This window comes from Streptomyces sp. TLI_171 (genome assembly GCF_003610255.1).
Taxonomy (GTDB): Bacteria; Actinomycetota; Actinomycetes; order Streptomycetales; family Streptomycetaceae; genus Kitasatospora.
Genome location: NZ_RAPS01000001.1, coordinates 3499320 through 3522653, shown reverse-complemented (window position 1 = coordinate 3522653; position 23334 = coordinate 3499320). Strand labels below are relative to the sequence as shown.

Sequence of the window (23334 nt, the reverse complement as noted above, 5' to 3'; positions counted from 1 at the left end):
AGTGCTCGGAGTCCACGACCTGACCACCTACGTCCTCGGCGCACTGGTCATCGTCCTGCTGCCCGGACCCAACTCCCTCTACGTGCTCTCCGTCGCCGCGCGCAAGGGCATCCGCACCGGCTACCGGGCGGCCTGCGGGGTCTTCCTCGGCGACCTCACGCTGATCAGCCTCACCTCGCTCGGCGCGGCCTCCCTGCTCCGCGCCAACCCCGCCGTCTTCGCGGTGGTGAAGTTCGGCGGCGCCGCCTACCTGCTCTGGATCGGCCTCGGCATGCTGCGCGCCGCCCGCCAGATGTGGCGCGAGCGCAGCGTGGTCGCCGCGGCCGCCGGGACCGAGCCGGTCGAGGACACCGAACGGCCCTTCCGCCGGGCCCTGGTGATCAGCCTGCTCAACCCCAAGGCGATCCTCTTCCTGCTCTCCTTCTTCACCCAGTTCGTCGACCCCACCTACGGCGCCCCGGTCTTCTCCTTCGCCCTCCTCGGGGGCGTCCTGCAGACCTTCTCCTTCCTCTACCTCTCCCTCCTGATCTTCACCGGCACCACGCTCGCCAACGCCTTCCGCCGCCGCAAGCGCCTCTCCGCCGGCCTCACCTCCTCCGTCGCCGTCCTCTTCGCCGGCTTCGCCGCCAAGCTCGCCGTCTCCTCCGCCTGACCGCCCCCACCTCGCCAGCGCGTACGGATCACCCCCCGAAACTGTGTAGACTGGCCCGCGTTGCCGATGCGAACCTTGACCCCACCAGGTCGGTTTCACCGGCTGCGGTGCCGCCTTAGCTCAGTTGGCCAGAGCAACGCACTCGTAATGCGTAGGTCATGGGTTCGAATCCCATAGGCGGCTCTGCGAAACCCCAGGACTCACTCGCCGTGACCTGGGGTTTTGTGCTTCCTCGGCGTGCAGGCATGTCTCGGCGACGCGCCACAAGATCGCCTGCGTCACCGGTGTGTGAGCGCGGGCGTCGATCTCGTGTCAGACCTTGGCCTTCTTGGCCTTGGTCTTCGCCGGTAGCGCTTGGCGATCTCGGGCAGGACGCGGGTGCAGGTGTCCGACGTGATCTTGATGGAGGCGTGGCCGAGCATCTCGGACACCATTTTCATGTCCACCCCGCCGGCGAGGGCGAGAGTGGCGCACCTCGTGCCCACCGGCACTGAGGCCCTGGCCGGCATCGAGTTGGGCGGGCATCCCGCTGGTCGTCGCCCTGTCGGCCGCCACCGGCCCGGCCTGCCCGCCGTCTTCGTGCGCCGCCTGCCGAAGCTGTACGGCTCGCACCGGCTTCGGCGACCGCCGCGGGCTCGATACCCCACCGGGCGAGTACGGAGTGAGGTCGCTCGTTGATGGACGTGGGGGCGTTCCAGGGTGGGGACCACGGGTCGGACGGCTACCGCGTTGGAGGTGTCGCCGCTGCTAGGCTGGCCGGATCCGCATGATCAACTCGCGTGTCAGCTTTGGAAGAAGGGCCTTCCCGTGACTTCAACTCCAGCCGCCCGAGCCTGAGGGGACCGCAGCGATGACCATCCCAACCGAGCGTCCCTCCTGGGCCCCCGGGAGCGACGGCTACTACGGGGAGTTCGGCGGGTCCTTCACCCCCGAGGTGCTCCACGAGACCCTGGCGGAGCTGCGCGGGGCCTTCGACGAGGCGTGGCGCGACCCGGAGTTCTGGAACTCGTACGTCTCGATGATGGCGAGCTACGCGGGCCGCCCGACCCCGGTGACGTACTGCGAGAACCTGACCCGGCGGTTCGGCGGCGCGCGGATCTACGTCAAGCGCGAGGACCTGAACCACACCGGTGCGCACAAGGCGAACAACGTCATGGGCCAGGGCCTGCTGGTGCAGCGGATGGGCAAGAAGCGGGTGATCGCGGAGACCGGCGCCGGCCAGCACGGCGTGGCCACCGCGACCATGGCGGCGCGGCTCGGCCTGGAGTGCACCATCTACATGGGCGAAGAGGACATCGCCCGCCAGCACCCGAACGTCTTCTGGATGAAGCAGCTCGGCGCCGAGGTGGTCGCGGTCACCGAGGGCACCCGGACGCTGAAGGACGCCGTCAACGCCTGCCTGCGGGACTGGGCGGAGTCGATGGACGACACCCACTACGTGCTCGGCACCGCGTGCGGCCCGCACCCGTTCCCGCAGATGGTGACCTACTTCCAGTCGATCATCGGCCAGGAGGCGCGGGTCCAGATGCAGGCGCTGACCGGCGGCCTCCCGAACCGGGTGTACGCGTGCGTCGGCGGCGGCTCCAACGCCTCGGGCATCTTCGCGGGCTTCCTGGACGACCCCGAGGTGGAGCTGATCGGCGTCGAGGCCGGCGGCAAGGGCATCGAGACCGGCCAGCACGCCTCGCGGCTGGCCGGCGGCCAGGGCCGTCCCGGCATCGCGCAGGGCTACAAGACGGTGTTCCTGCAGAACGACGAGGGCGTCATGCAGGACACCTACTCGGTGGCGGCCGGCCTGGACTACATCGGCATCGGCCCGCTGCTGGCGGACCTGCACCAGCGCGGCCGGGCCCGCTTCGAGTCGGTGACCGACGCCGAGGTGGTGGCGGCGCTGCGGCTGACCATCCAGAACGAGGGCATCATCCCGGCGCTGGAGAGCTCGCACGCGTTCGCCGCGGCGTTCCGCGAGGCGTCGAGCCTGAGCAGCGACCAGACGATCCTGATCAACCAGTCCGGCCGCGGCGACAAGGACATCTTCACCGTCGCCGACGCGCTCGACGACGACGACTGGAAGAGCTTCATCCGGCGGAAGAGCGCGGAGTACGGAGAATGAGCGACACCACGAGCCTGTCCGCCCACCTCGGCGCGCGGCTGGAGAAGAAGCCGCTGCTGCTGATGACGCACCTGGTCGTCGGCTACCCGTCCCTGGACGCCAACTGGGCGATGCTGGAGGCGATGGACGCGGCCGGAGTGGACGTGGTCGAGCTGCAGATGCCGTTCAGCGAGCCGATCGCCGACGGCCCGTCCTTCGTGAAGGCCAACCACGAGGCGATCCAGGCCGGGACGTCCTGGCAGGACTACTTCGACCTGGCGGCGCGCGCCTCGGCGGCGTTCGGGTTCGAGCTCCTCTTCATGGGCTACTACAACAGCGTGTACGCGATGGGCGCCGAGCGGTTCTGCGCGCGGCTGGCCGAGGCGGGCATGAAGGGCTTCATCGTGCCGGACCTGCCCCCCGAGGAGGCGGCCGAGCTGAACGCGGCGGCCCGCACCCACGGGCTGGACCCGGTGCTGATCATGACGCCGACCAACACCCAGGAGCGGCTGGCCGAACTCGGCCGGCACGCCTCGGGCTTCGTCTACTGCGCCGCGCGCAAGGGCGTCACCGGTCGCCAGACGGACCTGTCGGAAGGCGTGGCGGCGTTCCTGGAGCGTTGCCGGGAGGCGACCTCGGTGCCGCTCGGCCTCGGCTTCGGCATCCGCACCGCCGAGGACGTGCGCGGCCTGCGCGGGATGGCGGACCTCGCCATCATCGGCACCGCGGGCCTGGACGCCTGGGTGGCGGGCGGCCCGGAGGGCTACCGGCAGTTCCTGGAGAGCCTGGTCGCCGAGACGCTCTGACAGCTCGTCAACGGGCGTCCGCACACCGTGCGGACGCCCGTTCGTCATGTGCGGCCCGGGTCCTCCGGCGGCGAGTGGCCGTACTGTGCTGGGGGAGCGGCCCGCCCCGGGCGGACCGGGACCGAGGGAAGGAGGACGTCTGCCATGGGCGTGGAGATCGAGCGCAAGTTCCTGGTGGCGGCCGACGGGCAGGTGCCCGACGGCCCGGAGGCGGACCTGCTGCAGGGGTACCTCGCGGTGGGCGCGGACGGCGCCGAGGCCCGGCTGCGGCGGCGGGGCGAGGACTGCTCGTTGACCGTGAAGCGCGGCACGGGCCTGGTCCGGCAGGAGTGGGAGGTCCCGCTGGAGCCCGCCCAGTTCGCCGGGCTGTGGCCCGCCACCGAGCCGGCCCGGCTGGAGAAGACCCGCCGCGAGGTCGACCTCGGCGGGCACACCGCGGTGGTGGACACCTACGCGGGCCGGCTGGCCGGGCTGCGCACCGTCGAGGTCGAGTTCGCGGACGAGGGGGCGGCCGCCGCGTTCGTCCCGCCGGACTGGTTCGGCGCCGAGGTCACCGACCGCGCCGAGTACAAGAACCAGCGGCTGGCCGCGGCCGCCGCTCCGCCCGACTGACCGGTCCCCGCGCCGCACCCGACGCAACGCTCCGCTCGAGCCGCCGTGCTGACACTTCGTCAGCACGGCGGCTTCCATTTGCCCAGGTTAGGTTGGGCTGACCTGGGACTTTTCCGTGCAAACCTGTTTGATTATCTGACAGGCGCCTGCTCCGGTTCCGCTTGTGCCGGCAGCGCAATCCGCAGGAAGGCGGCGCGGGTTGAGGGGTGGTCAAGGGTCGACACCGGTTGTTCTGCATACAGGGGGTCCGATAAAACAGGCATGGTTGTATGATTTGGCCCGGGGCGCGCGGGCCGGCACGGCCTACGGCTTCGCCGTGCGTGCGGATAGGACGTCCGGGAGAGAAGGCAGGTGCCCTGATGCAGACGCGGTCCAGCCAGACACGGCAGACCCTGGTCGAGGCCACGGCGGAGCTGATCGCCAACGGCGCGCTCGCCGACGCGGGGCTGGTCAACATCTGTAGTCGGGCGGGAGTGACCCGCGGCGCGCTGTACCACCACTTCGCCTCCACCGCCGAGCTGGTCGCGGCGGTCTACGAGCAGGCCAGGGCACGGCTGGCGGCGCTGATCGACGAGGCCTTCGACGGCGACTCGGCCGACGCCCCGGAGCGCTTCCTGGTCGCGCTGTTCGGTGCGGTGGCCGCGGAGGAGATCGTCCGGGCCGGCCTGCGGCTGGCCGCCGACGGCTCGGACCGCCCGCCGCAGCTGCGCGACGAGCTGCTCGCCGAGGTGCGGGCCCGGCTGGTGAAGGCCCATGACGGCCTGCCGGTCGGCGAGGACCTGGCCGACCTGATGGTGGTGGTCGCGGCCGGCCTGGAGTCGCTCGGCCGCGCGGACACCGGCTGGTGGGACGGCGCCACCTCGGAGCGGCTGTGGCGCCTGCTGCGCCCGCTGTACGACAGCCCGAACTGAACAACGCGGACCGCCTGAGCACAGATGGCCTGAGCGCGCACGAGCGCCCCGCGGCCGATGCCGCGGGGCGCTCGCACGGGGGGTGGGAGAGGGTCAGGAGGAGGCGCCCACCGGCACCGGCGACGAGGTGCGCAGGCGGCCGATCAGTCCGGGGATGACCAGCCCGGGGAGGATCAAGTCCCAGAAGGCGCCGACCCGTTCGGGCAGGTCCTGGCGGTCGGAGTAGGCCCGGGACATGATCTGCAGGCCGGTGAAGGACCCCACGATGGTGGCGGTCGCGGCGTGGATGTCGGTGCCGGGCAGCAGTTCGTTCTGCGCCTCCGCCTCCTTCAGCAGGCCGAGGATGGTCGCGACGGACTGCTCGTACGCCGTCAGCGGGGGGTAGCCGAAGGAGGTCTGCTCGATGGTCAGCCGCACGCTCGCGCGCAGCACCGGGTCGATCCGCAGGCGGTCGGCGAACCGCAGCGTCAGGTCGATCATCGCCTGGATGCGCACCGGGTGCTCCGGCGGGGCCAGGGCCTCCGCGTGGGCGTCGACCAGGGCCAGCGCGATGGCTTCCTTGGACGGGAAGTGGTGGTAGAGCGAGCCGCGGGTGAGGCCGGTGTGGGCCAGGATCTCGTTGGTGCTGGCCGCTTCGTAGCCGCGCTCGTCGAACACCCGTGCCGCTGCCTCGAGGATCGACTGCCGTGACCGCCTACCGCGTTCCTGCTGAGCCATGTCGCCGTCCCGTCTCGGTCGTCCGTGCCAATATGAACAGACTGGTCTGTACTCTATCGCGTGACACCGGAGCGGTGGCAGTGGTGCGCTGGAGGCGTGGGTGAACCGGGGTGCGGGGGAGGCGCCGGGGAAGTGCCCTCCCTGCGAGCGGTTCTGACGGTCGGTCAGTCGGCCGGCGGCGGGGCCTCGCCCATGCCGAGCCGGAAGCCGATGCCGCGCACCGTGATGATCCATTCGGTGCCGAGCTTGGCCCGTAAGGTGCCGACGTGGGTGTCCACCGTGCGTCCGCGCGGGGACCAGGCGTCGTCCCACACCTGGGCCATGATCTGCCGTCGGGAGATCACCGTGCCGGGCTGCGAGGCCAGCAGGTGCAGCAGGTCGAACTCCTTGCGGGTGAGGTCCACCGCGACGCCGCCCAGGGTCGCGACCCGGGCGCCGACGTCGATCCAGAGCGCGCCGTGAGTGATCACCGGGCTGGCCGGCGGCTGGGCGTGCACCCGGCGCATCACCGCGTCCATCCGGGCCAGCAACTCCCGGAATCCGTACGGCTTGACCAGGTAGTCGTCGGAGCCGGCCTGCAGGCCCAGTACCCGGTCGAGCTCGGAGCTGCGGGCGGTGACGGTGATGATCGGGGTGTTGCTGACCGCGCGGATGCCGCGGCAGACCTCCAGGCCGTCCAGGTCGGGCAGGTCCAGGTCGAGCAGGATCAGCTCGGCGTCCGGGTGCCCGCGCAGCGCCTCGGCGCCGGTGCCGACGCCGTACGCGGCGTAGCCCTGTCTGGTCAGGCCCTGCAGTAGGGCGTCCGCCGCCCGGGCGTCGTTCTCCACCACCAGCACGCGCAGCGCCTGGCCCCCTCTGGAGGCCGGCGGGGCGGGCGGGGCGGCGGGGTACGGCCGGGCCCGGCGCCCGGCCGGATGTTCGAGTATGTCCACGGCCGGCCGGTTCATCTGGTCCTCCTCGGGCACGCCCTCGTCTTCACGGACAGTTGTGCACTCGCCACTGCGAAGATAGCAAACAGACCTGTCTGATTGTCAACGGAAGTCCCGGTGAGGTTGGTGTAGCCGGCTCGCCCCCTGCGGGTAACGAACCGTCAATCTTTGCCGGGCATAACCGGACACAGTCGACCATTCGTCACCGTGCGTGCTCGTTCGGTACTTGACTGTGGAGCGGGCTCGTCCACCATGAATCGTACAGGCCGTCATGTTTGTTCGCGGTTGTCGGGCAAAACGCCAGGTCTTGCACGGTTCGGCCGCGCGGTCGGGAACCGTCCGGATGGGGATCTCCGATGAGGGCTTGATAAACCGGACCAACTTGTCTGTATCTTGGCGTCACAGACGTTGGTCGAAGGGGGCGGCCCGGAAGGGTGTCCCGCTATCCCTGCCTGCACAAGACAGGAGTGCCACGCACATGCCCAGTCTCACCGGCAAGGTTCGAGAACTTCCGCGCACCGCACTGACCTGCACTGTTCCCCGCGAGTACGTCCACCGGGCCGCGGTGGCCGAGGTGCTGCTCACCAACTGGGACGCCGTCGACGAGGAACGGGCCGACGGGGCCCGGGACTTCGTGGTCCGGGCGCAGTGGCCGCGCGGCCACGCGCTGTTCGCCCAGGAACGCGGCTACCAGGACCCGATGCTGCTGGTGGAGTCCGTCCGGCAGGTCGGCGCACTGCTCGCGCACGCCGAGTTCGACGTGCCGTTCGGGCACCAGTTCCTGATGTGGGACATGTCCTACGACGCCGGGCCCGAGCTGTTCCTCGCCGGCGGGGTGCCCACCGAGGTCGAACTCCGCACCACCTGCACCGACATCGTCCGGCGCGGCAACACCCTCAGCGAGATGCGCTACCAGGTCACCGCCGTCCGCGACGGCCGCCCGCTGGCCACCGCCTCGGCCGGGTTCCGATGTCTCAGCCCCGCCATCTACCGCCGGCTGCGCGACGGCCGGCCGCGGACCGCCGTCCCGCTGCCGCTCGGGGCGCTCCCGCACACCGAGGTCGGCCGCCCCGGCATCGGCCACGTGGTGCTGGCCCGCCCGCTCCCCGGCGACGGGAACCGCTGGCAGCTCCGGGTCGACACCGAGCACCCGATCTTCTTCGACCACCCCGTGGACCACGTCCCCGGCATGGTGCTGCTGGAGGCCGCCCGGCAGGCCGCCTACGCCGCCACCGGCCTCACCGACGCGGTGCTCACCGCCGCCGCCAGCACCTTCACCAAGTACGTCGAACTCGACTCGCCGTGCTGGATCGAGGCCAGGACCGGCACCGCCGGCGAGGGCGGACGGTCCGTCAGCGTCCGCGGCGTGCAGGACGGCGCCACCGTCTTCGAGTCGGAGCTGCGCCTGCTCCCCCGACCCCGGTGACCGGGATGGCGCCCACCGTGCTGGTCACCGGCGGCTCCGGGTTCGTCGGCCGCCGGGTGGTCCGCGAACTGCGCCGGCAGGCGGTCGGGCTGCGGGTGCTGCGGCACCGCAGCCCCGTCCCCGGGACGGACGGCGGCCTGCAGACCGTCACCGCCGACCTGGCCGACCCCGGCACCCTGCCCGGGGTCTGCGAAGGCGTCGACGTGCTGGTGCACTGCGCCGCGCAGATCGGCGGCAGCGAGGCGGCCAACCACGCCGTCAACGCCCGCGGCACCGCCGCGCTGGTCGCCGAGGCCCGGCGGGCCGGGGTCGGCCGGATCGTCCACCTCAGCACCGCCTCGGTCTACGGCCGCGGCGTCTACCGGGGCAGCCGGCCGGAGGAGTTGGAGCGCCGGCCGTCCTCGGCCACCTCGCGCAGCCGCGCGCTGGCCGAGGACGCGGTGCTCGCCGCCGGGGGAGTGGTGCTGCGCCCGCACCTGGTCTACGGCGACGGCGACAGCTGGGTCGGCCCCGGCCTGGCCCGGATCCTGCGCGCGCTGCCCGGCACGGTCGACGGCTGGCCGGCCCGGACCACCATGATCGACGTCCGCGACCTGGCCCGGCTGCTGGTCGGCGCGGCGCTCGCCCCGGCGGCCGGCGCCGGCCTGGTCCACCACGCCGGGCACCCCGAGCCGGTCGCCGTGCACACCCTGCTCCGGGCGGTCGCCGGGGCCGCCGCGATCCCGTGGCCGGACCGGGGGATCACCGGGGCGCAGGCCCGGGCCGCGCTGGCCGCGGACGGGCTCGACCCGGCCCGGCTGGAGCTGCTGACGGCGGATCACGTCTTCGAGTCGGCCCGGCTCTGGACCGCCCTCGGGCTGGAGCCCGGCAGCCGGTTCGAGGACGGGTTCCGGCGGGCCGCGCCCTGGTACTGCGAACTGCTGGCTCCGGCCCGGCTTTGAATTCCCCGGGGAATGTCCGGTCGCGCGCTTGACGGTGGCTTGGCGGAGTCCTTTCCGCCACCGGCCTGCGCGCGACCATCCCTGGTGATTCCGGCGCATTCCTGCAACGGTCCCCATTGCTCGGGCAGGGGTGATCCGAACAGGCTTGTGGCTCCGAGAGGAGTCAGATGTGTCCACTGTGCGCAAGGTACTGATCGCCAATCGCGGGGAAATCGCCGTTCGCGTCGCCCGGGCCTGCCGGGATGCCGGTATCGGCAGTGTCGCGGTGTATGCGGAGCCGGACCGGGACGCGCTGCACGTGCGGGCGGCCGACGAGGCGTACGCGTTGGGCGGCGACACCCCCGCGACCAGCTACCTGGACATCGCGAAGGTGCTGAAGGCCGCGGCCGACGCGGGGGCGGACGCGGTCCACCCCGGGTACGGCTTCCTGTCGGAGAACGCGGACTTCGCGCAGGCCGTCATCGACGCCGGCCTGACCTGGATCGGCCCGCCGCCGCAGGCGATCCGCGATCTGGGTGACAAGGTCACCGCGCGGCACGTCGCCCAGCGGGCCGGCGCGCCGCTGGTGGCGGGGACCGCCGACCCGGTCTCCGGCGCGGAGGAGGTCGTGGCGTTCGCCGCGGAGCACGGCCTGCCCGTCGCGATCAAGGCCGCGTTCGGCGGCGGCGGTCGCGGTCTGAAGGTCGCCCGCACCCTGGAGGAGATCCCGGAGCTCTACGACTCCGCGGTCCGCGAGGCGGTGGCGGCGTTCGGCCGCGGCGAGTGCTTCGTCGAGCAGTACCTCGACAAGCCCCGCCACGTGGAGACCCAGTGCCTGGCCGACCAGCACGGCAACGTCGTGGTGGTCTCCACCCGTGACTGCTCGCTGCAGCGCCGCCACCAGAAGCTGGTCGAGGAGGCGCCCGCGCCGTTCCTGACCGCCGAGCAGAACGCCGAGCTGTACCGGGCGTCCAAGGCGATCCTCCGCGAGGCCGGCTACGTCGGCGCGGGGACCTGCGAGTTCCTGGTCTCCCAGGACGGGCTGATCTCCTTCCTGGAGGTCAACACCCGTCTGCAGGTCGAGCACCCGGTCTCCGAGGAGGTCACCGGCATCGACCTGGTCCGCGAGATGTTCCGCATCGCCGACGGCGAGCCGCTGGGCTACGACGACCCGGAGGTGCGCGGCCACTCCTTCGAGTTCCGCATCAACGGCGAGGACCCGGGCCGCAACTTCCTGCCCGCACCGGGCACCGTCACCCTGTTCGCCCCGCCGTCGGGCCCGGGCGTGCGCCTGGACGCGGGCGTGGAGTCCGGCTCGGTGATCGGCCCCGCCTGGGACTCCCTGCTCGCCAAGCTGGTCGTCTCCGGCGCCGACCGCAAGCAGGCCCTGCAGCGCGCCAAGCGCGCCCTGGAGGAGTTCACCGTCGAAGGCATGGCCACCGCCATCCCCTTCCACCGGGCCGTCGTCACCGACCCCGCCTTCGCCCCCGAGGTGCACGGCTCCGCGGAACCGTTCAAGGTCCACACCCGGTGGATCGAGACCGAGTTCGAGAACGAGATCCCGGCCTACACCACCACCGGGCCGGACGGGGAGCAGCCCGCGCCGCGTGACCACCTGGTGGTCGAGGTCGGCGGCAAGCGGATCGAGGTCTCGCTGCCGTCCTCGCTCAACGTGGGCGCGCCCGTGCCGGCGGTGGAGAAGACCAGGCGGCGCGGCGGCCCGGCGAGGAAGGGGGCGGTGTCCGGCGACACGCTGGCCTCGCCGATGCAGGGCACCGTGGTGAAGGTGGCCGTGGCGGAGGGCCAGGTGGTCGCCGAGGGCGAGCTGATCGTGGTCCTGGAGGCCATGAAGATGGAGCAGCCGCTCAACGCCCACAAGGCCGGCACCGTGGTCGGCCTGAAGGCCGAGACCGGCCAGTCGGTTACCAGCGGCGCCGCGCTCTGCGAGATCAAGGAAATCGCGGCGTGAATTCCTGACCGGCCGCTCCGGACGGTTTTTCGAATCCCTGACAATGCCCTGACGATTACGTCGTTGAAAGCGCGCAAAAAGGCTCGGAGAATAGGTGTCAAATGGTCGCACCGTATCCAGGTGCGCTGATTTCGGAGGGGAAAACGGTGCACAGTACGCTGATTGTCGCCCGCATGGACCCGGAGGCGAGCCTGGACGTCGCCACGCTCTTCGGGGATTTCGACCGCACGGAGATGCCGCACCGGATGGGCACCCGTCGGCGCCAGCTGTTCCACTACCGGGGGCTGTACTTCCACCTCCAGGACTTCGACACCGACAACGGCGGCGAGCGGATCGAGGACGCCAAGTCCGACCCGCGGTTCGTCGGGATCAGCCAGGACCTGAAGCCCTTCATCGAGGCGTACGACCCGAAGACCTGGCGGTCCCCGTCGGACGCGATGGCGCAGCGCTTCTACCAGTGGGAGGCGTCCGCATGAGCGGCCGTCGCGTGGTGATCACCGGCATCGAGGTGATCGCGCCCGGCGGCGTCGGGCGCAAGGCGTTCTGGGACCTGCTGAGCGAGGGCCGCACCGCGACCCGCGGCATCACCTTCTTCGACCCGACGCCGTTCCGGTCGCGGGTGGCTGCCGAGATCGACTTCGCGCCGGCCGACCACGGCCTGACACCGCAGGAGATCCGCCGGATGGACCGGGCCGCGCAGTTCGCGGTGGTCGCGGCGCGCGGCGCGGTGGCGGACAGCAACATCGGCGTGGACTGGGCGGACCCGTACCGGGTCGGGGTGACCATCGGCAGCGCGGTCGGCGCGACCATGGGCCTGGACCAGGAGTACAACGTGGTCAGCGACGGCGGCCGGCTGCACCTGGTGGACCACACCTACGCCGTCCCGCACCTCTACAACTACCTCGTGCCGAGCTCCTTCGCGGCCGAGGTGGCCTGGGACCTGGGTGCGCAGGGCCCGAGCACGGTGGTCTCCACCGGCTGCACCTCCGGCATCGACTCGGTCGGCCACGCGGTGGAGCTGATCCGCGAGGGCACCGCCGACGTGATGATCGCGGGCTCCTCGGACGCCCCGATCTCGCCGATCACCATGGCCTGCTTCGACGCGATCAAGGCCACCACTCCGCGCTTCGACGACCCGGCGCACGCCTCCCGGCCGTTCGACGCCTCCCGCAACGGCTTCGTGCTGGGTGAGGGCGCGGCCGTGTTCGTGCTGGAGGAGCTGGAGAGCGCGAAGGCCCGTGGCGCGCACGTCTACGCGGAGATCGCCGGCTACGCGACCCGCTCGAACGCGTACCACATGACCGGTCTGCGGGCGGACGGCGCGGAGATGGCCGCGGCGATCGACGCGGCGCTCGGCGAGGCGCGGATGAACCCGACCGCGATCGACTACATCAACGCGCACGGCTCCGGCACCAAGCAGAACGACCGGCACGAGACCGCGGCGTTCAAACGCAGCCTCGGCGACCACGCGTACCGGACGCCGGTCAGCTCCATCAAGTCGATGGTGGGGCACTCGCTGGGCGCGATCGGCTCGATCGAGATCGCCGCGTCCGCGCTGGCCATGGAGCACCACGTGGTGCCGCCGACGGCCAACCTGCACACCCCCGACCCGGACTGCGACCTGGACTACGTCCCGCTGACGGCCCGTGAGCAGCGGACCGACGCGGTGCTGAGCGTGGGCAGCGGGTTCGGCGGCTTCCAGAGCGCCATGGTGCTGGCGCGGCCCGAGAGGAGCGTGGCATGACTACCCCGGTGGTGGTGACCGGCATCGGCATCGCGGCCCCGAACGGGCTCGGCACGGCCGACTACTGGGCGGCGACCCGGGCCGGCAAGAGCGGCATCGGCCGGGTCACCCGGTTCGACCCGGCGTCCTACCCGTCGACGCTGGCGGGGGAGGTGCCCGGCTTCGTCGCCGAGGACCACCTGCCGAGCCGGCTGATCCCGCAGACCGACCGGATGACCCGCCTGGCGCTGGTCGCCGCGGACTGGGCGCTGAAGGACGCCGGCCTGGACCCGAAGGACCTGCCCGAGTACGACATGGGCGTGGTCACCGCGTCCTCCTCGGGCGGCTTCGAGTTCGGCCAGAACGAGCTTGAGAAGCTCTGGGGCCAGGGCAGCCAGTTCGTGTCGGCCTACCAGTCCTTCGCCTGGTTCTACGCGGTGAACAGCGGTCAGATCTCGATCCGCAACGGCATGAAGGGCCCGAGCGGCGTCATCGTCAGCGACGAGGCGGGCGGCATCGACGCGGTGGCGCACGGCCGCCGGCTGATCCGCAAGGGCACCCCGGTGATCGTCACCGGCTCGGTGGACGCCTCGATCTGCCCGTGGGGCTGGGTCGCGCAGCAGGCCGCCGGCCGGATGAGCACCAGCGACGAGCCCGGCCGGGCGTTCCTGCCGTTCGACACCGAGGCGTCCGGCTACGTGCCCGGTGAGGGCGGCGCGATCCTGATCATGGAGTCGGCCGAGTCCGCGCAGGCCCGCGGCGCCCGGGTGTACGGCGAGATCGCCGGCTACGGCGCCACTTTCGACCCGCGGCCCGGCAGCGACCGGGAGCCCGGCCTGCGCAAGGCGATCGAGCTGGCGCTGGCCGACGCGGGCGCCCGCCCCGAGGACGTGGACGTGGTGTTCGCGGACGCGGCGGGCGTGCCCGAGCTGGACCGCGTCGAGGCCGAGGCGCTGTGCGCGGTGTTCGGCGTCTGCGGCGTCCCGGTGACCGCCCCCAAGACGATGACCGGCCGGCTGTACTCCGGCGCCGCGCCGCTGGACATCGCGACCGCGCTGCTCGCCATCGAGGAGGGCCTGATCCCGCCGACCGTCAACGTCAACGCCGACGAGTCGCTCGGCCTCGACCTGGTCGGCCCGCAGCCCCGCACCGCCCGGGTGCGCACCGCGCTGGTGGTGGCCCGCGGCTACGGCGGCTTCAACTCCGCCGTCGTGGTCCGCGCCGTCGACTGATCCCCCCGTCCCTGCAGAAATCCGACCCGAAAGGACCTCAAATGTCCATTGACACCCGCGAGTTCACCCTGGACGACCTGCGCCGCATCCTGCTGGAGGCAGCCGGTGCGGACGAGGCGGTCGACCTGGACGGCGAGATCCTCGACGTGCAGTTCGAGGTGCTCGGCTACGAGTCGCTGGCGCTGCTGGAGACCGGCAGCCGGATCGAGCGCGAGTTCGGCGTCGCCCTGGACGATGACCTGCTGAGCGAGGTCGACACCCCGCGCGCGCTGATCGAGGCGGTCAACCGCCACTTCACCGCCGCCTGAGCCATCCCCCAGTGACCGCCGCCACACTTCCCCCGAACAGCCCTCCGGGCGGCGGTCGTCCCACCGACCATCCCTTCCGCCGTCGTCCGGGTCCGGCGGGCCCCACACCGCCGGACCCGGCGCGGCATTCCCGAGAGGAACAGCATGTCCACCACCCCTTCCGCCCACGGCCGGGTCGCCCTGGTCACCGGGGCCACCAGCGGCATCGGCCTGGCGTCCGCCCGGGCCCTGGCCGCGGCCGGGCACCGGGTGTTCATCGGCGCCCGTGACGCCGACAACGTCGCCGCCACCGTCAAGCAGCTGCTGGAGGACGGCTTCGAGGCCGACGGCGCGGTGCTCGACGTCCGCGACCAGGCGTCCGCGACGGCCTTCGTGCAGGCCGCGGTGGACCGCTTCGGCGGCGTCGACGTCCTGGTCAACAACGCCGGCCGGTCCGGTGGCGGCGTCACCGCCGACATCGCCGACGAGCTGTGGGCCGACGTCATCGAGACCAACCTGACCAGCGTCTTCCGGCTCACCCGGGAGGTGCTCACCACCGGTGGGCTGCGGGACAAGCCGTGGGGCCGGATCATCAACATCGCCTCCACCGCCGGCAAGCAGGGCGTGGTGCTGGGCGCCCCGTACTCCGCCTCCAAGCACGGCGTGGTCGGGTTCACCAAGGCGCTCGGCAACGAGCTCGCGCCGACCGGGATCACCGTGAACGCGGTCTGCCCCGGCTACGTCGAGACGCCTATGGCGCACCGGGTGCGGGCGGGCTACGCGGCCGCCTACGACACCACCGAGGACGCGATCCTGCAGAAGTTCCAGTCGAAGATCCCGCTGGGCCGGTACTCCACCCCGGAGGAGGTGGCCGGCATGGTCGCCTACCTGGCCTCCGACCCGGCCGCCTCGATCACCGCGCAGGCCATCAACGTCTGCGGCGGCCTCGGCAACTTCTGATCCGCGCCCGCACCCGAACCCGGAGGGAAACCGACTCATGACGACCCGTCAGGTCGAGCACGACATCCAGGTGGACGCGCCCGCGCAGGCGGTCTACCAGCTGATCGCCCAGGTCGAGAACTGGCCGCGGATCTTCCCGCCCACCATCCACGTCGACCGCGAGGACCTCGGCGAGGGCCAGGAGCGGATCCACATCTCGGCCACCGCCAACGGCCAGCCGAAGAACTGGACCTCGCACCGCGACCTCGACCCGCAGGCGCTGCGGATCGGCTTCCGCCAGGAGATACCGGCACCGCCGGTCGCCGCGATGGCCGGCACCTGGATCATCGAGCCGCTGGGCGCCGAGCAGTGCAAGGTCCGCCTGCTGCACGACTACCGGGCGATCGACGACGACCCGCACGACCTGCTGTGGATCGACGAGGCGGTGGACCGCAACAGCCGTTCCGAGTTGGCGGGTCTGAAGCGGAACGTGGAGTTCGCGCACGCCGCCGAGGCCGCCACCTTCTCCTTCGAGGACACCGTCGAGATCGCCGCCAAGCCCGACGAGGTCTACGACTTCATCGACCGCGCCGACCTCTGGGCCGAACGCCTCCCGCACGTCGCCGCCGTCCGCCTCACCGAGGACACCCCCCACCTCCAGACCCTGGAGATGGACACCCGCGCCAAGGACGGCAGCACCCACACCACCAAATCCCACCGCGTCACCACACCCGGCCAACGCATCGCCTACAAGCAGGTCACCCTCCCCGCCCTCCTCGCCCTCCACACCGGCCGCTGGACCTTCACCCCCACCCCCGACGGCACCACCACCGCCACCTCCCAACACACCGTCACCATCAACACCGACCGCATCACCGACATCCTCGGACCCCACGCCACCCTCCACGACGCCCGCACCTACGTCCACGACGCCCTCTCCACCAACAGCCGCGCCACCCTCCACCACGCCAAGGCGTTCACCGAGGGGGACCCGCGGTCATGACCCCGAGCCCGGATCCGGCCGCCCTGGCCGACACCGATGTGGCCGTGGTCGGCGGCGGGCCGGCCGGGCTGCTGCTCGCCGCCGAACTGCGCCTCGGCGGCGCCCGGGTGACCGTGCTGGACGAGCGCGACGGGCCCACCACCGAGTCCCGGGCCACCACCCTGCACGCCCGGACCATGGAGATCCTCGACGCGCGCGGCCTGCTGGACGATCTCGGCACCCCGCCGAACGAGCCCCGCGGCCACTTCGGCGGCCTGCCGCTCGACCTCTCCCTGCCCGGGCCCCACCCCGGCCAGTGGAAGGTCCCGCAGGGCCGCACCGAGCAGCTGCTGCAGGACCGGGCGGCCGCCCTCGGCGCGGACCTGCGCCGCCACCACCGGGTCACCGCCGTCCACCCCGGCCCCGATGGGGTGCGGGTCGACGCCGAGACGCCCGGCGGCCCGGCGACGGTCACCGCCCGCTGGCTGGTCGCCTGCGACGGCGAGGACAGCACCGTGCGCCGCCTCACCGCCCCCGACTTCCCCGGCCGGGACGCCGAGCACGAACTGCTGCGCGCCGACGTCACCGGCCTCGACATCCCCGACCGCCGCTTCCAGCGGCTGCCCCGGGGCCTGGCCATCGCCGCCACCCGGGCCGGCCTGACCCGGGTGATGGTCCACCGCTTCGGCCGCCCGGTCGGCGAACGCGACGGCAAGGCACCGGAGTTCGCCGAGATCGCCGAGGTCTGGCAGTCCGTCACCGGCGAGGATGTCTCCGGCGGCGAACCGCACTGGCTGAACGCCTTCGGCGACGCCCACCGCCAACTCGCCGCCTACCGGCACGGCCGGGTGCTGTTCGCCGGCGACGCCGCGCACCGGCAGATGCCCAGCGGCGGCCAGGCCCTCAACCTGGCCGTCCAGGACGCCTTCAACCTCGGCTGGAAGCTCGCCTCCGTGGTCCGCGGCGACGGCGACCGGGCCCTGCTCGACAGCTACCACGACGAGCGGCACCGGGTCGGCCGCCAGGTGCTCGCCAACATCGCCGCCCAGGGCGCGCTGCTGCTCGGCGGCCCCGAGATCGAACCGTTCCGCGCCCTGCTCGCCGAACTGCTCCGCCTGGAGCCGGTCCGCGTCCACCTGGCCGGGGTGATCTCCGGCACCGCCCTCGGGTACGGCGGAGCCGGCGGGCACCCGCTGCTCGGCGCCCGGCTGCCCGACACCCCGCTGCACCGCCCGGACGGCACCGCCGTCCGCAGCACCGAACTGCTCCGCACCGGCCGCGGCCTGCTGCTGCCCGCCGCCGAGGGCCCCGACCTGCGCGAGGCCGTCCGCCCCTGGGCCGGGCGGGTCGACCTCGCCGACGCGACACCCGCCGCCGACGGGCCGCTGCCCGCCCGCGAGGCGCTGCTGGTCCGCCCCGACGGCCACGTCGCCTGGGCCGGCGACCGCACCGCCGGCCTGACCGAGGCCCTCACCCGCTGGTTCGGCGCACCCGCCGTGCACCACTGACCACGTATCAGGAGGAAGAGATGAACGGGGAGATCGACGCGGACGTCGTCGTCGTCGGCGCCGGACCGGCCGGACTGATGCTGGCCGGCGAGCTGCGCCTCGGCGGCGCCAGCGTGCTGGTGGTGGAGAAGCTGGCCGCCCCCACCGGCCAGTCCCGCGGCCTGGGCTTCACCGCCCGGGCCCTGGAGACCTTCGACCAGCGCGGCCTGGCCGACCGCTTCGAGGGCCTGGAGACCAGCCCGCTCGGCCACTTCGGCGGCGTGGTCTTCGACTACACGGTGCTGCCCGACGGCCACTTCGGCGCCCGCGGCATCCCGCAGTCCCGCACCGAACAGGTGCTGGAGGAGTGGGCGACCGAGCTCGGCGCCGAACTGCGCCGCGGCTGGGAGTTCCAGGGCCTGGAGCAGGACGCCGACGGCGTCACCGCCACGATGCTGCACGAGGGCGCCGAACACCGGCTGCGGGCCCGCTACCTGGTCGGCGCGGACGGCGGGCACAGTGCGGTCCGCCGCGCCGCCGGCTTCGACTTCCCCGGCACCGCCGCCACCCGCGGCATGTACCTCGCCGACGTGGTCGGCTGCGCGGTCAAGCCCCGGCCGCTCGGCGAGCGGGTGCCGGCCGGCATGGTGATGGCCGCGCCGCTCGCCGAGAACGTCGACCGGATCATCGTCTGCGAGCACGGCACCCCGCCCGCCGACCGCACCGAGCAGACCGAGTTCGCCGAGGTCGCCGCCGCCTGGCAGCGCCTCACCGGCGAGGACATCTCCGGCGGCGGCGCCGACTGGGTCAGCAACTTCACCGACGCCACCCGCCAGGTCACCCAGTACCGGCTGGGCCGGGTCCTGCTGGTCGGCGACGCCGCGCACATCCACCTCCCGGCCGGCGGCCAGGGCCTGAGCACCGGCGTCCAGGACGCCGCCAACCTCGGCTGGAAGCTCGCCGCCGTGCTCCGCGGCCACGGCGACCGGGCGCTGCTCGACAGCTACCACCAGGAGCGCCACCCGGTCGGCGAGCGGCTGCTCGCCAACACCCGCGCCCAGGGCACCATCTACCTCGGCGGCCCCGAGTCGCAGCCGCTGCGCGAGCTGATGGCCGAACTGATCGGCCGTCACGACTCCGTCAAGCGCCTGCTGGCCGGACGGGTCGGCCACCTCGACATCGCCTACCCGGCCGCCGAGGACGCCCACCCGCTGACCGGCCGCCGGCTGCCCCCGCGGGTCCTGGAGACCGCGGCCGGCGAGGTCCGCACCCCCGAACTGCTGCGCCGCGGCCAGGGCGTGCTGCTCGACCTCGCCGACGACGCCGCGCCGCGCGCCGTCGCCGCCGCCTGGAAGGACCGGGTCGACACCGTCACCGGCACCCTGCGCGACCCGTGGGCGGTGGCCGGGGCGAGCGCCGTCCTGGTCCGCCCCGACGGCTACGTGGCCTGGGCCGGCGCCGGCGCCGACGGCCTCGCCGAGGCCCTCACCCGCTGGTTCGGCCCGGCGGAGTCGGCGTGAGCGCGCGAACCGCCGGGAGGCGGCCATGAGCACCGTCGCTCCGCCGCGCGGCGCCGTCCGGCGGATCTCGCTGTCCGGCGGCGACCTGACGCTGTCGGCGCTGCTCGCCGAGCCGGCCGGCCCGCCCCGGGCCACCGTGCTCGCCGTGCACGGCGGCGGCACCAGCGCCGGCTACTTCCACGGCCAGGCGCACCCCGACCTGTCGCTGCTCACCCTGGGCGCCGACCTCGGGTACACGGTGCTGGCGGTGGACCGGCCCGGCTACGGGGACTCCGCGGCCGCCGCCCCCGGCGGCCGCACGCTGGCCGAGCAGGGCGCGGCGCTGCACGCCGCGGTGGCCGCGTTCGCCCGCGAACACGCCGTCGGCGAGGGCGTGTTCCTGCTGGCGCACTCCTTCGGCGGCAAGCTGGCGCTCACCCACGCCGCCGGACCGGCCGTCGACGGCGAGCCGCCGCTGCTCGGCCTGGACGTGTCCGGGCTGGGCCGGGACTACGCGGTCGACCCCGACCTGCTGAACACCGCCCCGCAGAAGGCGCACTGGCGGCGCAACTGGGGCGCGCTGCGCTACTACCCGCCGAACACCTTCCGGGACGCCGACGCGATGGTCCGCCCGATGCCGCCGCGCGAGCGCGCGGAGGCCGCCCAGTGGCCGGCCCGGTTCGCCGAGCTGGCCGCCCGGGTGCGGGTGCCGGTGCGGCTGACGTTCGCCGAGGTGGAGCTCTGGTGGCGCCACGACGACGGCGAACTCGCCGAGCTGGCGGCCCAGTTCGCGGCCGCCCCGGCGGTGTCGGTGCACCGGCAGCGGGCCGCGGGCCACAACATCAGCCTGGGCTGGACCGCCCGGGCCTACCACCTGCAGGCGCTGTCCTTCTTCGAGGAGTGCCTGGCCGGACGCGCGGCGAGCGCGGCGGCGGGCGGCTGAACGATGCCCCGGTCCACCGTCCTACGGTCCGTCAGCAGGGCCGCCACCGTGCCGTTCCGCTCGCTGGGGGTGCGCAACTTCCGGCTGTTCGCGATCGGCCAGGTGGTGTCGGTGGCCGGCACCTGGATGATGGCCACCGCCCAGGACTGGCTGGTGCTCTCCCTCACCGGGGACTCCGCCACCGCCCTGGGCACGGTCACCGCCCTGCAGTTCGCGCCGATGGCGCTGCTGACCCTGTACGGCGGCCGGCTCGCCGACCGGTACGACAAGCGGCGGCTGCTGGTGGCCGCCAACCTGGCCTCCGCCGCGCTCTCGCTGGCCCTGGCGGTGCCGGTGCTCACCGGCAGCGCCGGGCTCGGCGCGGTGTACGCCTGCGCGCTGGGCCTCGGCGTGGTCAACGCGGTCGAGGTGCCGACCCGGATGTCCTTCGTCAGCGAGCTGGTCGGCGGCGACCTGCTGCCGAACGCGTCCGCGCTGAGCGCCGCCTACTTCAACGTGGCCCGGGTGGCCGGCCCGGCGCTGGCCGGGGTGCTGATCGGCGCGGCCGGGCCCGGCGGCGTGATGCTGCTGAACGCGGTCAGCTACGCGGGCACCGTCACCGGGCTGCTGCTGATCCGGCCAGCCGAACTGCTCCGCGGGCCGGGCCCGGGCCGGGAGAGCCGGGTCTCGGACGGGCTGCGGTACGTCCGCGGCCGCCCCGACCTGCTGGCCACCCTGCTGCTGCTGGCCGCGGCCGGCGTGTTCGCGTTCACCTTCCAGCTCAGCCTGCCCCTGCTCGCCAAGGGCTGGTTCCACGACGACCCGGCGGCGTTCGGGCTGCTGTCAACGGCGTTCGCCGCCGGGTCGCTGGCGGCCGCGCTGGCCACCACGATGCGCACCGGCCGTCCGGCGGCGCGCGCGGTGGCCGGCTCGGCGCTGGCACTGGGCCTGCTGGAGGCCGCCACCGGCCTGGCGCCGAGCGCCGCCGCGGCGGCCGGCGCCCTGGTCCTGACCGGGTTCGCGGCCGTGTACTTCGCGCAGGCCGCCAACCACCGCGTGCAGCTCGGCAGCGCAGCGGCCCTGCGCGGCCGCGTGATGGCGCTCTACACGCTGATTTTGCAGGGGTCGACCCCGCTCGGCGCGCTGTTGTTCGGCCTGGTCGCCGAGCGGCTGGGTGTGCGGGTCGGTCTCTGCCTGGGGGGCCTGGCCGTCGCCCTGGCCGCCCTCCCCCTGCTGTCGTTGGGGCGGGGCCGCACGAGCCCTGTCCCACCGGCGCTCAGGCTTTCTGACGGAACGTCGGACGTTGAATCGAAACTCGTCTCGGAAATGGAGAAAAGCTGATGGAAGCCGTACTCACCGAGTCGCCCGGTCCGCTGGAGGAGCTGACCAGACGAAGGATCGCCGCCCGTGAGGGGGAGGACCCGCAGGCGACCGAACGCCAGCACAAGAAGGGCAAGTTGACCGCCCGTGAGCGGATCGACCTGCTGCTGGACAAGGGCAGTTTCACCGAGGTGGAGTCGCTCCGCCGCCACCGCGCCACCGGTTTCGGCCTGGAACGCCGCAAACCCTACGGCGACGGTGTGGTCACCGGCTGGGGCACCGTCGACGGACGCACGGTCTTCGTGTACGCGCACGACTTCCGGGTGTTCGGCGGTGCGCTGGGCGAGGCCCACGCGCAGAAGATCCACAAGCTGATGGACATGGCCATCTCGGCCGGCGCGCCCCTGGTGTCGCTGAACGACGGCGCCGGCGCCCGGATCCAGGAGGGCGTCAGCGCGCTGGCCGGCTACGGCGGCATCTTCCAGCGCAACACCAAGGCTTCGGGGGTGATTCCGCAGATCAGCGTGATGCTCGGCCCGTGCGCGGGCGGCGCGGCGTACTCGCCGGCGCTGACCGACTTCGTGTTCGCGGTCCGCGACATCTCGCAGATGTTCATCACCGGCCCCGACGTGGTGCGGGCGGTCACCGGCGAGGAGATCAGCCAGAACGGCCTCGGCGGCGCCGACGTGCACGGCGGCACCTCCGGTGTCGCGCACTTCGTCCACGACGACGAGGAGAGCTGCCTCGCCGAGGTCCGCTACCTGCTGTCGCTGCTGCCCGCCAACAACCGCGAGCTGCCGCCCGTCGTCGCGGCCGTCGACCCGGCCGACCGGCCGGCGGACGCGCTGCTCGACCTGGTCCCGGCGGACGGCAACCGCTCCTACGACATCCGCACCGTGATCGAGGAGCTCGTCGACGACGGCGAGTACCTGGAGGTGCACGCCTTCTGGGCGCAGAACATCGTCTGCGCGCTGGCCCGGATCGACGGCCGGACCGTCGGCATCGTCGCCAACCAGCCGATCGCGATGGCCGGCGTGCTGGACATCAAGGCCAGCGAGAAGGGCGCGCGGTTCGTCCAGTTCTGCGACGCCTTCAACATCCCGCTGGTCACCCTGGTGGACGTCCCCGGCTTCCTGCCCGGCGTCGACCAGGAGCACGACGGCATCATCCGGCGCGGCGCCAAGCTGCTGTACGCGTACTGCAACGCCACCGTGCCCCGGGTGTCGGTGGTGCTGCGCAAGGCCTACGGCGGCGCGTACATCGTGATGGACTCCCGCTCGATCGGCGCCGACGTGGCACTGGCCTGGCCCGGCAACGAGATCGCCGTGATGGGCGCGGACGGCGCGGCCAACGTGGTGTTCCGCCGCGAGATCGCGGCGGCGGCCGACCCGGACGAGATGCGCCGGGAGAAGATCGACCAGTACAAGCGCGAACTGGTCCACCCCTACTACGCGGCCGAGCGGGGCCTGATCGACGAGGTCATCGACCCGCGCGAGACCCGGCTGATGCTGGCCAGGTCGCTGGCCATGCTGACCACCAAGCACGCCGAGCTGCCGCGCCGCAAGCACGGCAACCCGCCGCAGTGAGCGCGCTGCTGGGCCCCAGCGGGGGCGTCCCGGACGAGGTGCTGCACGTCGAGTCGCTGCTGCGGGTCGAGCACGGCCGGCCGAGCGAGGAGGAGCTGGCGGTGCTGACCGCCGTGCTGCTGGCCCGCTGCGCGGTGGACCGGGAGGCCCGCCGGGTCGCCGAGGAGGCCGGGTGCGTGCCCGAGCCGCTGTGGTGGCGGCCCGAGCGGATCCCCGGCTTCGAGGGGCCGCGCAGCTGGCAGGCGGTGGCCTGACGTCACGTCGGCAGGCCGGCCACGTCGAGGGGGCGCGGAGTTCACCCGAACTCCGCGCCCCTTCGGGCG

22 protein-coding genes and 1 tRNA gene are annotated in these 23334 nt (G+C 73.0%); 21 read left to right on the top strand and 2 right to left on the bottom strand.

Features of this window, described 5'->3' with window-relative positions; genetic code table 11:
* Window position 1: 1 nt before the first annotated feature.
* From leuE to BX266_RS16070, 6 genes are all read left to right on the top strand, one after another.
* Window positions 2-652 (top strand): leucine efflux protein LeuE, encoded by a 651-nt coding sequence (gene leuE / locus BX266_RS16100; RefSeq protein ID WP_099900512.1) that lies wholly within the window; start codon window positions 2-4, stop codon window positions 650-652.
* A 109-nt stretch (window positions 653-761) separates the two neighbouring features.
* Window positions 762-835, top strand: a tRNA-Thr gene (locus BX266_RS16095).
* 667 nt (window positions 836-1502) lie between these two features.
* Complete coding sequence (gene trpB / locus BX266_RS16085; protein ID WP_099900509.1) at window positions 1503-2765, top strand: tryptophan synthase subunit beta; 1263 nt, start codon at window positions 1503-1505, stop codon at window positions 2763-2765.
* Entirely contained in the window at window positions 2762-3550 is a 789-nt protein-coding gene (trpA, locus tag BX266_RS16080; protein ID WP_099900507.1) for a tryptophan synthase subunit alpha, read from the top strand. The genes trpB and trpA overlap by 4 nt, the downstream gene beginning before the upstream one ends.
* A 144-nt stretch (window positions 3551-3694) precedes the next feature.
* Entirely contained in the window at window positions 3695-4162 is a 468-nt protein-coding gene (locus tag BX266_RS16075) for a CYTH domain-containing protein (protein WP_099900505.1), read from the top strand.
* A gap of 359 nt (window positions 4163-4521) precedes the next feature.
* Window positions 4522-5073 carry a TetR/AcrR family transcriptional regulator gene (locus BX266_RS16070; RefSeq protein WP_099900503.1) on the top strand — a complete coding sequence of 184 codons (552 nt, stop codon included), beginning with the start codon at window positions 4522-4524 and terminating at the stop codon, window positions 5071-5073.
* A gap of 93 nt (window positions 5074-5166) precedes the next feature.
* Here BX266_RS16070 and BX266_RS16065 read toward each other — a convergent pair whose 3' ends face one another.
* On the bottom strand, window positions 5167-5790 hold the full coding sequence (locus BX266_RS16065) for a ScbR family autoregulator-binding transcription factor (protein ID WP_099900501.1): 624 nt from the start codon (window positions 5788-5790) through the stop codon (window positions 5167-5169).
* 164 nt (window positions 5791-5954) lie between these two features.
* The gene (locus tag BX266_RS16060; protein WP_099900499.1) at window positions 5955-6737 is read right to left on the bottom strand and encodes a response regulator transcription factor; all 783 of its coding nucleotides are present in this window, start codon (window positions 6735-6737) and stop codon (window positions 5955-5957) included.
* 460 nt (window positions 6738-7197) lie between these two features.
* Between BX266_RS16060 and BX266_RS16055 the strand changes: the two genes are divergently transcribed.
* The 15 genes from BX266_RS16055 to BX266_RS15985 all read left to right on the top strand — a co-directional run bounded on the left by BX266_RS16055 (window position 7198) and on the right by BX266_RS15985 (window position 23265).
* On the top strand, window positions 7198-8145 hold the full coding sequence (locus BX266_RS16055) for a ScbA/BarX family gamma-butyrolactone biosynthesis protein (RefSeq protein ID WP_099900497.1): 948 nt from the start codon (window positions 7198-7200) through the stop codon (window positions 8143-8145).
* 5 nt (window positions 8146-8150) lie between these two features.
* Complete coding sequence (locus BX266_RS16050) at window positions 8151-9086, top strand: NAD(P)-dependent oxidoreductase (protein ID WP_099900495.1); 936 nt, start codon at window positions 8151-8153, stop codon at window positions 9084-9086.
* Window positions 9087-9264: 178 nt separating this feature from the next.
* The gene (locus tag BX266_RS16045; protein ID WP_099900493.1) at window positions 9265-11034 is read left to right on the top strand and encodes a biotin carboxylase N-terminal domain-containing protein; all 1770 of its coding nucleotides are present in this window, start codon (window positions 9265-9267) and stop codon (window positions 11032-11034) included.
* Between the two features lie 146 nt (window positions 11035-11180).
* Window positions 11181-11510 (top strand): TcmI family type II polyketide cyclase, encoded by a 330-nt coding sequence (locus BX266_RS16040; RefSeq protein ID WP_099900491.1) that lies wholly within the window; start codon window positions 11181-11183, stop codon window positions 11508-11510.
* On the top strand, window positions 11507-12778 hold the full coding sequence (locus BX266_RS16035) for a beta-ketoacyl synthase (RefSeq protein WP_099900489.1): 1272 nt from the start codon (window positions 11507-11509) through the stop codon (window positions 12776-12778). Before BX266_RS16040 ends, BX266_RS16035 begins: the two co-directional genes overlap by 4 nt.
* On the top strand, window positions 12775-13989 hold the full coding sequence (locus BX266_RS16030) for a ketosynthase chain-length factor (protein WP_099900487.1): 1215 nt from the start codon (window positions 12775-12777) through the stop codon (window positions 13987-13989). The genes BX266_RS16035 and BX266_RS16030 overlap by 4 nt, the downstream gene beginning before the upstream one ends.
* Window positions 13990-14030: 41 nt before the next feature.
* Window positions 14031-14297 carry an acyl carrier protein gene (locus tag BX266_RS16025; RefSeq protein ID WP_099900485.1) on the top strand — a complete coding sequence of 89 codons (267 nt, stop codon included), beginning with the start codon at window positions 14031-14033 and terminating at the stop codon, window positions 14295-14297.
* 144 nt (window positions 14298-14441) lie between these two features.
* Window positions 14442-15236 (top strand): 3-oxoacyl-ACP reductase FabG, encoded by a 795-nt coding sequence (gene fabG / locus BX266_RS16020; protein WP_099900483.1) that lies wholly within the window; start codon window positions 14442-14444, stop codon window positions 15234-15236.
* A 37-nt stretch (window positions 15237-15273) separates the two neighbouring features.
* Entirely contained in the window at window positions 15274-16218 is a 945-nt protein-coding gene (locus tag BX266_RS16015; protein ID WP_099900481.1) for an aromatase/cyclase, read from the top strand.
* Window positions 16215-17705: an FAD-dependent monooxygenase gene (locus BX266_RS16010; protein WP_099900479.1), complete on the top strand. Its 1491-nt coding sequence runs from the start codon at window positions 16215-16217 to the stop codon at window positions 17703-17705. Before BX266_RS16015 ends, BX266_RS16010 begins: the two co-directional genes overlap by 4 nt.
* Window positions 17706-17725: 20 nt before the next feature.
* On the top strand, window positions 17726-19204 hold the full coding sequence (locus BX266_RS16005; RefSeq protein ID WP_099900477.1) for an FAD-dependent monooxygenase: 1479 nt from the start codon (window positions 17726-17728) through the stop codon (window positions 19202-19204).
* 25 nt (window positions 19205-19229) lie between these two features.
* Entirely contained in the window at window positions 19230-20126 is an 897-nt protein-coding gene (locus tag BX266_RS16000) for an alpha/beta hydrolase (protein ID WP_099900476.1), read from the top strand.
* Between the two features lie 3 nt (window positions 20127-20129).
* Entirely contained in the window at window positions 20130-21446 is a 1317-nt protein-coding gene (locus tag BX266_RS15995; protein ID WP_099900474.1) for an MFS transporter, read from the top strand.
* Window positions 21446-23011: an acyl-CoA carboxylase subunit beta gene (locus BX266_RS15990; RefSeq protein WP_099900472.1), complete on the top strand. Its 1566-nt coding sequence runs from the start codon at window positions 21446-21448 to the stop codon at window positions 23009-23011. Before BX266_RS15995 ends, BX266_RS15990 begins: the two co-directional genes overlap by 1 nt.
* Window positions 23008-23265, top strand: coding sequence for an acyl-CoA carboxylase subunit epsilon (locus BX266_RS15985; protein WP_099900470.1), 258 nt, complete (start codon window positions 23008-23010; stop codon window positions 23263-23265). The genes BX266_RS15990 and BX266_RS15985 overlap by 4 nt, the downstream gene beginning before the upstream one ends.
* The last annotated feature ends 69 nt before the right edge of the window (window positions 23266-23334 follow it).